Consider the following 13,036-nt stretch of genomic DNA (forward strand, 5'->3'; position numbering starts at 1 on the left):
GGAACTGGGACACGCGCCGGACCCGTACAACGCCCGTACAAGCCCCGTACAACCAGGCCCACAACGGTCCGCCCACTCCGTACGACGAGCCCGCCGTACGGCCGTCGTACCTGGTCAGTGGATCGCTCACCCCGCCACGCTGACACCGTGACCCACCATCACCTCACCGAAGAGGCGCAGCCGTCTCTCGCCCCTACCCGCCAACTCACCCTGCGTTTCAGCAGAACCCGACGCGGCGCCCTCCTCGCCCGCCGACTCGCCGTGCAGCAGTTCACCGAGTGGACGGGCCTGCCGTACGACTCCGACCCCGCCCGTGCCGTCGCCCTCGTCACCGCCGAGTTGTCGTCGAACGCGGTCCGCCACGGCAGCCTCCCCGGCCGCGACTTCCGGCTGACGCTGCAGCTCCTGCCGGACCGCTTCCGCGTCGAGGTGACCGACACCCGCCCCGAACGCCTGCCACCGCCCGTGACGCGGCGGCCCGCCGACGAGACCTCGGGCCGCGGACTGCTCCTCGTCGAGGCCTACGCCGACCGTTGGGGACGCACCGTCCGCGACGCGTACACGAAGACGGTCTGGGCGGAGGTGCGGCTCAGCACCACGGGCTCGTGAGACCGGCCACCCCTCGTCCGGGACAGGCCGCCCGGCGACAGCCGCCGCAACGCCGACGAGGGGGGACCGTCAGTGACCGCCGTAGTGCTCCGCCAGCTTCTGGATCTCCCGGGTCCACAGCAGCAAATCATCACCCGGCCGCTTGTACGGCGCGCGCCGGGCCAGCTTGAAGAAGCCACCGGACGGCCGGCCGCTGCCCTTCAGCACCACGAGCGCCGACAGCAGAGGCAGCGACCCGTCCGGGCTCTCCCGGACCGAGGCGTCCTCCAACAGGTAGGGCATGGGGCCCTCGTAGGCGGGGACATGATGACCGAGCCGTGCCAGTTCACTGCTCAGATCACCGTACGGAATGGGTGCCGCGCCCTGGCGTGCTCGTGAACGCAGGATCTCGATCACGGCGTCCAGAGCCTCCTCGTACTCCAGCGTGCCCTTCTGCATGTGCCCTCCCGACCTCGATTCCGACGACCGCCGAACCTACGCCACCGGCGGTGGCTCGGTGCACGAATGCGTGAAGTGGCTATGTTCCTCTTGTGAACTGAGTGCATGGGTTTCATACTGATGGCGGCCTACTGCCGCCCGCCTCCTCGGCGGGCAGGCGCGCGTGGCCGGGGGGAAATGAGTGAACGGATCGGCGCGGACGGGCGGCATGTGCGCTTCCCGTTCCGCAGCGATGGAACTGAGGGGCGGGGGCCACGCCGCGGCAGGCCAGGAACGTACGGTCGGCCCGCATCGGTTCCGGCTCGACGACGTACCGGTTCGAACACGCCCGGAGCCATGGCGAAATGCTGCCAAGTCAGGTCGTCGACTCCTTGCCTGCGTAAGGGAAGCGCGCACTGGCGCTGACGGGCTGACACCTCGCTCACCCGTCATCGGAAGAACCCGGCCCCGCCCGGCGACCGCCGTGCGCCCCCCGACCACCCACAACTGCGAGAAGCGACTTCAGGAGCGGGCGATGGACGCCGAGATTCAGCTGATCAGTGACGATGACGGACTGATGGTCATCGGGAACGCGGCGGACGTCGACCGCTTCCTCGTCTCGGAGGGACTGTCGTCGTCGAAGGATCTCGGACCGCAGTGGCTCAAGTCCGTCTTCGGTGTCGGAGCCGCCGTCGCGCAGGCGGGTTCGGAGATGGCCGAGAACTCCGGGCGGTGGGTGAAGCTGTCACCGAAGTCGGCGCAGCTCGTCAAGAAGTACGGGTTGAGGGAAAGCTCGAAGACCGGTTTCGGCACGGGTGTGGTGAAGGGGCCGAAGGGCCAGATCCGGGGCTTCGTCGAGTTTGTGAAGACGCCACGGTCGTTCCTGACCAACCCGGCTGCCCTCGCCAACGCCGCGAAGCTCATGTCGCAGGTGGCGATGCAGCAGAGCATGGACGAGATCACCGACTATCTCGCCGCGATCGACGCGAAGGTCGACGACGTGCTGCGCGCCCAGAAGGACACGGTGCTGTCCCGCATGATCGGAGTGGGCTTCGTCATCGAGGAGACCATGACCATCCGCGAGCAGCGGGGCAGGGTCGACGAAACCATGTGGTCGAAGGTGCAGGACGCGCCGACGGCGATCGCGGAGACCCAGGTGTACGCCTTGCGGCAACTCGACGCGATCGCGGAGAAGATGGAGCGACAGTCCAAGATCGGTGATCTCGCCGCGGCGGTCAGTGAGGCCGAGTCCCCGGTGCGGGAGTGGCTCGCCGTTCTGGCTCGCTGCTTCCAACTCCAGGACGCGATCGCCGTGCTCGAACTCGACCGGGTACTGGACGCGTCCCCGGACGAACTGGACGCTCACCGCCTCGGACTGAAGGCCGCCCGACAGGACCGGCGTGAACTCATCTCGCGGAGCACCGGGCGTCTGGTGGCGCGGATGGACGAGGTCGCCGGCACGGCCAACGCGAAGGTGCTGCTGCACCCGGCCAAGTCCCCGGCCGTGGTCCAGTCGAGCAACCAGATGGCCATCGGAGTCCACGACTTCCACAAGCGGCTCGGCATCGAGTCCGGCCACCGGTCGTCGGAGCCCAGGCGATGGGTGGAAGCGGCCACCGACGTGAGGGACAGGGCGCTCGAGACGGGAGCGAAGGGCGTCGACGCCGCTCGAAGCCGCGGCAAGCTGACCCTCGACCGCGCCGGCTCGGTCAAGGGCAGGATCGCCGACGGGATCGCCGAGCGTGCACGTCGTCTGCGCGGGGGCGAGGAGGAAGCGGCGAGCGAGGCTGAGTGAGCGTTGTACGTCAGCCACGCTCGGACAGCAGGTGGACGCCAGTGACTTTCGCGTGAGACATGAGGGTGCGTGCAGATGGCCTCGGCCGTGACCGAAGAGGACAACCGCAAGGTTCAGACCGCCGTCCTGGGCGGATCTCAAGGGCATCAGCCGGTCTTCCTTCCCTTCGAGAAAGAGGACGCGCAGCGTCTCCGGCAATTGCGCGGCGCCGACGCGTTCAGCTGCGGTGTCCTCCTCGGAGGCTGCGGCCAGGTACTGACCCTGCGCGCCTGCGGTGACAGGAAATCCCACTTCGCCCACCGCCCGCCCGTACGGTGCCGCCGCACCGCCGTAGGAGAGAGCAGCGCGGACCACTTGTACATCGGAGAGGCCCTCGTCCACTGGCTGCGCGGGCAGGGCCAGAAGAACGTCACGGTCGCGTACGTCCAGCAGGCCCACGCCCGCAGCGACTCGATCGAGATCCGCTTCGGCCGGAAAGGACGGCGCCGCCTTCTGCATGTGCAGATGGCCCGGCGCTCCTTCTCCCAGTGGAAGGACGACAGAAGGAGGCTCGAAGCCGCGCCGGGCAAGAACCCCATGATCCGTACATACGGGCAGGAAAGCGAACTCTCCCCCTACGAGGTGCAGGCCGCCGGATACGCGCTGCGCTTCCGGTGCGAGACGCGTGACGGCACGCGAGAGGTGTCGATCGGTACGCAGTCGCCTGATCACACCGTTCAGTGGACGACTCTCGCCCGGTGCCGCCTCAGCGACCTCGGACTCGTGACGCCGTCACTCGAAGTGGCTCCGGACGGCGACGTCCTGCGTCTCAAGAGAGCGGTGGGGGCCGGGGCGTCGGCGTCTCAACCTCGCCGACAGGCAACCGGCCGGGGCGAAGCGCGAGGGCGGGACCAACAGCCGCCGACCGCTGACCCCCGGTCACTCGAGACGGCCGGGCCCGCACATGATGAACCTGCCGATCCCCGGGCACAGGCGGCACGGGCTGCGCTCCCGCCGGTCGTTGACGACCTCCTGCACCGCTTCACGACCGCCGGGCTCTCCCTCACGCTGGCAGGCGCCTCGGTACGCCAAGCGCTGGAGGGCCGCGTCGGGCACGAACTCGACTTCGTCACGGACTCCGACGTGCGACGTATACGACAGATCCTTCACGGCTGGGGTGACGACCTCCGGTTCCAGCGAGACGACGCACCCGATGTCGTGAGCCTGCGCAAGCAGCGGGATGGCGACATTTACACCCTGCGGATCAACGCACGTCCGGCGCCCACGCGCCACCGTCCTTCCGGATCGCGGCGTGCGGAACACGAGAAGGCGTTGGAGGCGTACCTGCGGCGCAGGGACTTCACCGTCGACGCCATGGCCCTCGGACTGTCGCATGTGACCCTGACGGATCCCTTCGGTGGCCTTCAGGACCTGGAGCGGCGCCTACTGCGCACCCCGCGCGCACCCGCGGCGTCGGTCGTCAACGACCCGCCGCTGATGCTTCGCGTGGTGCGCTGTGCGGCCCGACTCGGCTTTGAACCGGTGCCGGAGCTGAGGGACGCGATGAGCGCGACGGCGCGACGTGTCACCGAGATCCCCGCCGAACAGGTGCGAGAGGAACTCACCGCCCTCCTGCTCTCGACCAGGCCCGCAACCGGTCTGCGCCTGTTGGTCGACACCGGGCTTGCCGACCACGTCCTGCCGGAGCTGCCGGCCCTGCGGTTCGAGAGCGCCGGGCACCACCGCCACAAGGACATATACGAGCACACACTGACCGTCCTGGACCAGTCCATCGCCCTCGAAACAGAAGGACCCGACCTCACCCTGAGGTGGGCCGCGCTGCTCCACGACATCGGCACGCCACGCACACGGCGGATCGGACGCAACGGTCAGGTCACCTTTCACCACCACGAGGTGGTGGGCGCCAAGATGGCCCGCAAGCGGCTGCGCGCCCTGGCCTGTCCGGAGCAACTGATCGCGGACGTCGTCCGACTGGTGGAGCTGCATCTCCGGTTCCATGGCTATCTCGACGAGAAGTGGACCGACCCCGCCGTGCGCCGCTACGTCCGCGACGCCGGCCCGCTGCTCGACCGGCTGCACAAGCTCATCCGTGCCGACTGCACCACGCGTGACCGACGCAAGGCGCATGCGCTCGCCCGCGCTTACGACTCCCTGGAGGAGCGAATCGAGCGCCTGGCGGTCGAGGACGCCCGGGAGGCCGCCCGCCCGGATCTCAACGGCCACCAGATCATGGAGATTCTCGGCATCCGGCCCGGGGCCGAGCTCGGGCGAGCCTATGAGTACCTGCGGAACCTCCGCATCGAAAAGGGCCCGATGAACTTCGAGACGGCCAGGGAAGCGCTGCTGGAATGGCGAGCCCGGCGGGACCGCTGACTCCGGCCGGCCCCGCCTACCGACAGACCGACGACCGACCAGAACCACGCACCAGCACACGGAGTCACCTCATGTCCCGATACCGGCGTGCCGCCGGCACTGCCCTGCTCGTCGCCGCCGTGCTCACCATCGGCGGCTCCGGGAGCGACACCGAACCCTCCACCGCGAACCGCTCCGCCGTCCCGGAGGACACGACCGGGACGAAGCCGGCCACACCGCCCGATGAGCCTGACACGGACCCCGCGCCGGCAGAGGCGACGATCGAGGACGACACGTCGGTGGAGGACTTCCTGGCGGCCGCCGGCGTCGATGACACCCTGGTGAACCAGCTCGGCGAGATCGGCGACGCCAACAACTACGGTCTCGGTACGGACGTCGAAACCGATCTGGGGGACCGCCGGGGGCTCGCGGTCGTCCAGGTCACGACCTGCCGCAACGTGACCGTCGGGTACCGGACATGGGAAGGAATCCGGTACGCGGACGAGGCAGGCGGCGCCACCGAGGACCAGGCCGCCGCGATGGCCGGCTTCCTGCGCACGGAGTTCTGCCCCCATGTCACCCCCTTGAAGGAAGCCCCGCTTCCCCAGCAGTCCCTCGACGGACCCTCCGAGGACGATCGGGGCGGCCGGGGGCTCGGATCGCCGCTCACCTGGTGGGACGGACGCTACCCGCGCGTGTCGTGGTCCAAGGCGTGTGCGGCACAGACCGGAATGCCCATCGGTGACCCCGTGGCCTACCGCCTGGCGAAGGACGAGGTCGTCTGCGCCACCGTCCCGCCCGCCGCATCCCTGAAGAAGCACCTCATCAGCCTGGACGTCGTCTTCTCGTCCCCGGTCGACGAGAACCGGGCGCAGAAGGCCGCACTCGCCCTGCTGCCGTCCGACGCGACGGCGACCGAGCCGACGGAGGGCGCCAACCCCGACTGGTCGTATCTGGACGGCGGCTGCCTGAGCACCAACTTCCGCACGGCGACGATGGAAAAGCTGATGGACGGGCTGGGGAAGGACGCCGAGCCGTGGGCGTCCGCCCTGTACTACTCCGACGGATCAACCGAGGACGGAGCCGTGGGCGACTACATCAGCCGGGTCAAGCAGATCTCGCTCTCTACGGGAGCCGACGAACCAAGCGCGTCCGGCGAGCTGACCTGCTAACACCCACCGTGCCGAAAATCCCGTCGAGTTCCACCAGGGCGGCCCTTAGCCTGCCGGCATGGCCCACGCGAAAACCTCATACGTCTGCCTGCCCTGCCGGGCCTCGTACAAGCAGCCCTACGACAGGGACAGGGAGCGGATCTGTCCCCGCTGCGCGCAGCCGCTGATCCACGTGGGCTCCGCCTTCGCCGCACCCCGCCGACGGGACACCGCGGCCTGGCGGACGCTGACCGTGCTGCTGCACGCCGGCGTCCGCTTCCACAAGAGCTGTTGTGGTGGTCCCGGCTACCGCCCCCGCACCCTGGGGGAGGTCCGCGAACGGATGAGGTACGCCCGGCGCAGCGGCGAACCCATCGCCAGGTCACTCGTACGGCACGAGGTGCCCTCGGCCCCGCCGCGCGGTCGAGGCGAGCGGCGGTAGGCAGAAGCCAGCCGGACTTCTGCGCGGCCTAGTTCTCCAACCGGACCGGCATGAGGAGCGAGAAGGCGCCTTCGTCGCCGGGCCGCCGGATCGCGAGCGGTGCCGTGGGCGCGCCCAGTTCCAGAACCAGTTCGTCCCGGGCCCCGGCGGCGAGCGCGTCCAGCAGGAACTCGCGGTTGACGGCGACGTTGTGCTGGTCGTCGTCACCGTCGTCGCACACGATCACGGACCCGTTCTCCACCACCCTGAGCACACTGAGGTCGTGAGGCTCGCCGTCCTGCTCACGTGTCTCGCTCACCCGTACCGGGCCGGTCTCCAGCGCCTTACGGAAAGCCGCCGTATCGACGTGGGCCCGGCGACCGGCCGGGAGGTCGACGAGACGGCGGTAGTCGGGGAACTCGTGGCCGATGCTCCGGCCGGACGTCTGCCGGTCGCCGGTCTCCAGCGTCACGCGGTCACCGTCCACCGCGAGGTGGACGGGCTCCTCACCCGTCAGCAGTGCCCGCATCGAGTCGACGAGCGGAAGAGGCACGACGACCTGCGTCCGGGGCCCGGCATGCCCGGTCGTGGGCGCCTGTGCGACAGCCATGCGGTAGCGGTCGGTGGCCACGAGGTGAAGACCGGCGCCCTCGACGTCGAACAGGACTCCGCCGAGCATCGGCAGCTCCGCGTCGGTTCCGGCCGCGAAACGGACGGCGTCCAGCGCGGCGGCCAGCTCCGGCGCGAGGACGGACAACCGGGCGGTGGCGTTGGCGGTGTGGAGCGAGGTCATGGGGTCTGTCTCCCTGCGGTCGAGTAGAGCTCGGAGGGTGGAGAACTCGACGCGGGCATCGGACAGCCCCAGCTCGAGACGGCGCAGGTGCGCCTGCAGCAGACCGCGCACCAGGTCGGTGTCGGCGCTGGCCCAGCCGGCCAGGACGAGCCGGATGTCGGCCAGCGGCATGCCCGCCCGGCGCAGCCGGGCCAGCAACCGGGCCTCCTCCAGCTGCTCGGGCTCGTACCAGCGGTAGCCGCTGACCGGATCCACCCAGGCGGGGACCAGCACACCGGCCCGGTCGTAGAACCGCAGCGCGCTCACGCTCAGTCCGCCGTCCCGGGCCATCTCCCCGATGCTGCGCATGTCGTTCTCCACCCCCGGAACTCTGAGCCCTCGACAAGGTCGAGGGTCAACCCGGCCACGCCCGCGGACGTCATAATCGTTCAGATCCCGGCGAATTCGGGTGCCCAGGTGAGTCGTAGGCCGACACTGTCGGCCAGTGCGGTCCAACGGACCGCAGACGGGCGTTTCTCCAGTACCAGAACCGGGCGGATCGCAGCGCTTGGGCAGGTGCTCCGGAGCTGGTGGGCGTAGTCGAGGATCTGTCCGATGCCCAGGCGGATCTGCTGGTCCTCGCGTGCTCCGGTGAGGCTCTTGACCTCGGCGACGAAAATGTCTTCACCGAGGGACCACCCGGCATCGAATTCCGGGGCGCCCGCAGCGTTCGTACATGCCTCGACGCCCTGGCGGGACAGGTGCTCGATGAGCGCTCCGACCGTCGCCTCGTGCGCCGCAGTCGCCTCGTCGAGACGACTCAGGTCCACGGTGAGATCACCGGGGGCGCGTCGGCCGGTCCTCCGCAGTCGAAGAGGACCGCCGAGAACGCTTGCTTCGGGTGTGGCGGCCGCGACGGGACGAACGCGTCCCGTGCGCGCTCTTCTCAGCTCCAGGCACGGTGCGGGCCTTCCCCTGAGCAGTGCCGAGAAGCCGTCCGCGTCCACGACGCAGACGTGCCGTCCGCGCCTGCGCTCGGCCTCGGCGTCCACGAGCGTACTGCTGTAGGCGCGACGATCGTCGGTCACGACCTTGCTGGCCAGGTCACCGTAGACGACGAGGGTGACCTTGCGTGAGAAGTCGGTCTTGGGGGTCGCGCCCTGTTGTTCTGCTCTCTCGGCACAGTGCGTTCTGAACCTCCATTCGCCGTCGACGAGAACGCGACCCGTGAAGCAGATCGTCTGGCCCTTGAGTCTGTGGACAGTTCCTCGGCACGGTTGTCCTGGCACAGGTGCTGCCTCCCTCAGTCGTCGTCCGAGGGCAGCCAGCCGATGTGCCGCAGTACGGGCACTATTCGGAAGCGGACGAAGGCGATCACCGGTGTCTCGTCATCGGTGGCGGGAAAGAGCAGGGCGTGCTGGAGGGGCCTATCGTGCTGTGGGTCGTCCAGGTCCACAGGAGGCAGATCCGGTCGGTCGAACGCAACCTCCAGAGCGACACCCTCCCGAGCGGTCAGCTCTCTGAGATGGTGCAGTCCCACGGCGTTCGCCAGGTCCCAGGTGGTGAGCGACTTCTTGATCCGCGGCCTCCCATGTGTGTCGACGTACGTGGGGAACACCATGATCCGCAGTTCGCCATGCCTTGCAGAGGCGCAGACCCCGGAGCGCAGTCGGTTGTGCAGATTGGAGAGGGCCGACGGCATCTCGGGGACGACCGTGGGCTTGTGGAGCACCAGGTCGCGCTCGCCGTTCATCCAGTGATTGTCATGTACCGTCAGCGAAGCCCGCCCGGGGACGCGTACCTCCCACGCAGCGGCGGTCGCCCTGGACATTTCTCCGGAACATGTCGTCCCGCTCTTCTCGATGCCCCTTCCGCCGGCCCGGGCCAGCGTGAGGTCGTTCAGTAACTGCACGAGTGACGCCTCCGTTGAGAAAACCCGACAAGCTTTCAGTTCCGCTGCGCCAGATCCAGCGCAGCCACCCCGACGAACCAGTCCAGGACTTCGCAGATCTCGTCGCCGTGCTCCGCGAAGACACTGACCGGGAAAGAAGGACGCAGCTCCAGCTTCGCCTCGGGCAGGTCGATGCCGTCGATCTTGTTCAGCCGGTTCAGGAGTTCCCGGCGTTGCTCCGTGTCGTCGAAGGGGCTGCGCGTCTTGAGGTACTGGAAGACCACCTCGACGGTTCCGCTGACGGGATAGATCCCGACCGGCCACATCAGGTGCGGCCCATGGCTGGTTCCGAGGTCCAGCATGGGGAAACAACTCGTCTCATCGTGCCGGCCGTACGTCACGTGGCCGCCCTGGCGGCGCCAGAAGTCGAGGGCCGCCACGACCCCCTCGAACGCGGCAGGCCAATTGTCGCGCAGCTACGCACGGAACCGCTCGGCCGCTGCCGCGTCTTCCCCGTCGGGGAGCGGGTCGTGCGCCGCGGGCTGCGTCACGTCCCGGCCCAGCAGGGTGGCCAGCTCGGCGGCGGACAGGCGCTGGGAGGGGTGGGCCCGCCCGAGGGAGTTGAAGCGCACTCCCTCGCTCGCCAGCAGTTCCTGCGGGGGTGGCCGGTCACTGCCGTCCGCCCAGCGGAACGAGGGGGAGACCCTGCCCTCCACCGTGAGTACCCGGTAGGCGCCGATCACGCCCGTGTTGGCGCCCAGGTAGGCCCCGACAGGCACCGGGTGGCTGCCGATGAGCTCGGCGACGTCGCCGTACGTCGTCCAGGTGCCGCTCGGCATCGCCACCAGAGCGGCCCGCAGTTCGACCCAGCCCGGTGATTCCTCACCGGTCGGCTTGACCCCGCCGATCGGACCGGGCCACAGTTCCGCGGCGCGGTCGGCCAGACGGTCGGCCCGTTCGAGGATCTGCGCCTTGCCCCAGCGCTGTGCCGAGGCGATCTCGAGGTTCATGCGCAGGGCACTGGCATCGAGGATCTGCTGCTTGCGTTCGAACGGGTGGTTGGAAAGCTTGGCGTTGTCACCGGTCAGCGTCAGGTTGCCAAGCGTGTGCACCAGCAGGTCGTGCAGTTCCTGCGGAGTCTGGTCCGGCTCGGTTTCCTCGGCGAGCAGATCGAACCAGGCGGGGGCGGGGCGTTGCGGCAGGACGTGCTCCACACTCAGGGACGCCTTGGCGAAGTCCACGGGCTCGGAGGCCCGGTAACTCTCCTCGAGACGGCGCAGAATATAGCTGCGTTGGGAAGGGCGCCCGGACCAGTAGAACGGTTTGGCGCGGACCGCCGCGCGCAGTTCCTCGTCGCTCGGCCAACGCCTGCGTCGGCCGGACAGGAACCGCCTTACCGCCTCGGCGGCCGGCCGGTCGGTCTCGAGCTCCTTCGGCGCTTCCATGAAGATACGGTTGAGGCCGGTCGTGGGCGTCTGACAGATCAAGCGCCGTACGAGATAGGACTCGACGTAGCCCAGCGCCTGAGCCGCGTCGTCGGGCGTCGTCCTGCCCGCCGCCAGAAGGTCCAGCAGGTGCAACGCGAGCGGGTAGTGCGTCTGGCCACCCCAGGAGGCCAGACGCTCCAGGACCGCGCGGAGGGCGGGAGCCTGCTCGCGGGCGGGTTCGACGATGCGCAGGAACCTCGCTGCCCGCTCGGCCAGTTGCTCGATCTCGCGCTGCAACGCGTCCTCGTCGCCGGCCAGCGGCTGGAGCCGCTTCTGCTGCTCGCGGTAGATTTCGCTCTGCTTCGTCTTGTAGTGGCCGCGTACCACCAGGTCGAGCCAGACCAGGAGTTCGAGGTTCTTCGGACCCAGACTCTGCTGCATGGGCAGCCACAGTTCCTGGTAGATCCGCTCGCCTCGCTTGGGCAGCAGCATGAACACGTAGTTGCGCAACAGGTCGCTCTGACTGAGCCCGACACCTGTGTTGTTGATCGACTCGAAGATCCGGTACACGTTGTCGCCCGGCTCGGCGGTGATCTCCACGATGGAGAGCAGGTCCTTGAGCACGGTCTCGACCGTAGAGGCCCACCGCTCGTCGCCCGCCTCGCGGCCCTGGGCGAGGGCACCGCGGAAGAACCGGTAGGCGGCCCCGATGTTGTCACCCCCGCCGGCGTCCGCCCGGGACTGGACGCAGGCGGTGTAGGCGTCCCGGTCCGCCTGTGTGGGCAGCAACCGATAGTGGTCCGCGCCCTCGTGGAACTCGTTGACCAGTACTTGGCGGTGCACCCGATCCACCCCTCGCGCGTCACCCGACTCCTTCAGGTGGTCGCGCAGCGCGGTGAAGGCCAGCATCAGCGTGGTCAACCGCTGTTGCCCGTCGACCACGAGCCACCTTTGCACGCCGCCCGCCTGGATCTGACCGGGAGCGAGCACCACCGAGCCGAGAAAGTGCGGCGCGGCCGGCTCTCCGGCCAGGTGCTGATCGACCAGTTCCCCGATGTCCTCCCACAGCCGCTGAAGCTGCTCCCTGCCCCAGCTGTACGTGCGCTGGTAGAGCGGCACCTGGAACTGCTTGTCCCCTTGGACGAGCTTGAGGAAGGTGATCTCCTGGGCGCGCATGCGCCTCCTTTCCCTACGGCACCCCCGACGGAGGCACAGGGCAGGCCATTCATGTCCGACGCCTTGCGCGCCACGGGCAGTTGTCCGTTGAATCTATGCCTTTTCAGGCGCCGTTGTCCGCCGATGTCAGGGACGAACGGTTCGAGATGCGTGGCATCGTCTCATTCGGGGAGCGGCGCAACAGCTTGATGGTGCGGCCCTCGACCCAGGCGTTCCAAGCTTTGAGGTAGTAGAGCAGATGCTCGCGCGAGTCGTCGCGGCGCCGGTGCGTGTTGCCCAGGGCCAGGTTGAGCATGGTGTTGCGCAACGTCAGACGTGGATCGCCAGGCTCCAGGCGGGCCCCGGTGACGACCCCCACCTCCCAGTCGGACTGGTCGATGTCGGGCCGGGCCTCACTGGTGACGTACCAGCCGATCGTCGCGGCCGTGACGGTGATGCGGCACCCCCGGTTCAGTGCGATGCCGTGGTGCAGGGCATCGCGGACACCGGGGTGCTCGCCGAGTAGGTGCAGCAGTTGGTCGTTGCTCGTGACCGACGATCCGCCGCTCCACGGGGAGTTGGGGGAGTTGCGGTACAGGTGCAGTCCGCGCAATGCGGCCGCCAGGTGGGTCGCGTTGGCCTCCCCCGCGAGGGCCAGCGCGTCCCGGCCGGTGCGCTTGCGGCCCGTGTCCATCACGGTGAACGCGGTGCGCGGCACGCCGTGTGTGACGGTCAGGGGCACGGTGGCGCCCGCCTTGACGATGGCTGCCAGGCGGTGCTGTCCGTCGATGAGTACGTCGTCCTCGTCGAAGGCGATGCCCTGGTGCGTCAGCTGCCATTCCCCGCGCTGGATCTGACCGGCCAGGTGCTGCACCGTGCTCTTGCTGAGCGGCCGGTTGCTGGTGTTGCGGGTGAGCCACTCTGCCGCCAACTGCGGCGACACGTCGACCACTTGCATGCGCATGGCGCCTTTGCCTTCCTCTGGGGTGACATCACCTACAGCTTGTCGTGAACTGTGAACTGAGTCAACACTGTTACGGAGAGGA

Annotated in this window: 10 protein-coding genes and 1 pseudogene; 5 read left to right on the forward strand and 6 right to left on the reverse strand. The window is 68.8% G+C overall.

Going from position 1 to position 13,036, the window contains the following annotated elements:
* The first annotated feature begins 147 nt into the window (after window positions 1–147).
* Entirely contained in the window at window positions 148–609 is a 462-nt protein-coding gene (locus tag ACF08B_RS02075; RefSeq protein WP_392315597.1) for an ATP-binding protein, read from the forward strand.
* A 69-nt stretch (window positions 610–678) separates the two neighbouring features.
* Here ACF08B_RS02075 and ACF08B_RS02080 read toward each other — a convergent pair whose 3' ends face one another.
* Window positions 679–1,047: a hypothetical protein gene (locus ACF08B_RS02080; protein ID WP_392315598.1), complete on the reverse strand. Its 369-nt coding sequence runs from the start codon at window positions 1,045–1,047 to the stop codon at window positions 679–681.
* 514 nt (window positions 1,048–1,561) lie between these two features.
* Between ACF08B_RS02080 and ACF08B_RS02085 the strand changes: the two genes are divergently transcribed.
* The 4 genes from ACF08B_RS02085 (at window position 1,562) to ACF08B_RS02100 (ending at window position 6,766) form a co-directional block, all read left to right on the forward strand.
* Entirely contained in the window at window positions 1,562–2,821 is a 1,260-nt protein-coding gene (locus ACF08B_RS02085; protein ID WP_392315599.1) for a hypothetical protein, read from the forward strand.
* A gap of 75 nt (window positions 2,822–2,896) precedes the next feature.
* Window positions 2,897–5,194, forward strand: coding sequence for a CCA tRNA nucleotidyltransferase (locus ACF08B_RS02090; RefSeq protein WP_392315600.1), 2,298 nt, complete (start codon window positions 2,897–2,899; stop codon window positions 5,192–5,194).
* A gap of 71 nt (window positions 5,195–5,265) precedes the next feature.
* Window positions 5,266–6,345 (forward strand): hypothetical protein, encoded by a 1,080-nt coding sequence (locus tag ACF08B_RS02095; protein WP_392315601.1) that lies wholly within the window; start codon window positions 5,266–5,268, stop codon window positions 6,343–6,345.
* 58 nt (window positions 6,346–6,403) lie between these two features.
* Window positions 6,404–6,766 (forward strand): deoxyxylulose-5-phosphate synthase, encoded by a 363-nt coding sequence (locus ACF08B_RS02100; RefSeq protein ID WP_392315602.1) that lies wholly within the window; start codon window positions 6,404–6,406, stop codon window positions 6,764–6,766.
* A 28-nt stretch (window positions 6,767–6,794) separates the two neighbouring features.
* Here the strand turns inward: ACF08B_RS02100 and ACF08B_RS02105 are convergent, their stop codons facing one another.
* From ACF08B_RS02105 to ACF08B_RS02125, 5 genes and pseudogenes are all read right to left on the reverse strand, one after another.
* Window positions 6,795–7,886 (reverse strand): MerR family transcriptional regulator, encoded by a 1,092-nt coding sequence (locus ACF08B_RS02105; RefSeq protein WP_392315603.1) that lies wholly within the window; start codon window positions 7,884–7,886, stop codon window positions 6,795–6,797.
* A gap of 80 nt (window positions 7,887–7,966) precedes the next feature.
* Window positions 7,967–8,806 carry a hypothetical protein gene (locus ACF08B_RS02110; protein WP_392315604.1) on the reverse strand — a complete coding sequence of 280 codons (840 nt, stop codon included), beginning with the start codon at window positions 8,804–8,806 and terminating at the stop codon, window positions 7,967–7,969.
* Between the two features lie 14 nt (window positions 8,807–8,820).
* Window positions 8,821–9,270, reverse strand: coding sequence for a hypothetical protein (locus ACF08B_RS02115; protein ID WP_392315605.1), 450 nt, complete (start codon window positions 9,268–9,270; stop codon window positions 8,821–8,823).
* 194 nt (window positions 9,271–9,464) lie between these two features.
* A pseudogene (locus tag ACF08B_RS02120) lies at window positions 9,465–12,011 on the reverse strand (DUF262 domain-containing protein).
* Between the two features lie 103 nt (window positions 12,012–12,114).
* Window positions 12,115–12,954, reverse strand: coding sequence for a hypothetical protein (locus tag ACF08B_RS02125; protein ID WP_392315606.1), 840 nt, complete (start codon window positions 12,952–12,954; stop codon window positions 12,115–12,117).
* Window positions 12,955–13,036: the final 82 nt, after the last annotated feature.

The organism is Streptomyces sp. NPDC015139, assembly GCF_043079785.1.
GTDB lineage: Bacteria > Actinomycetota > Actinomycetes > Streptomycetales > Streptomycetaceae > Streptomyces > Streptomyces albidocamelliae.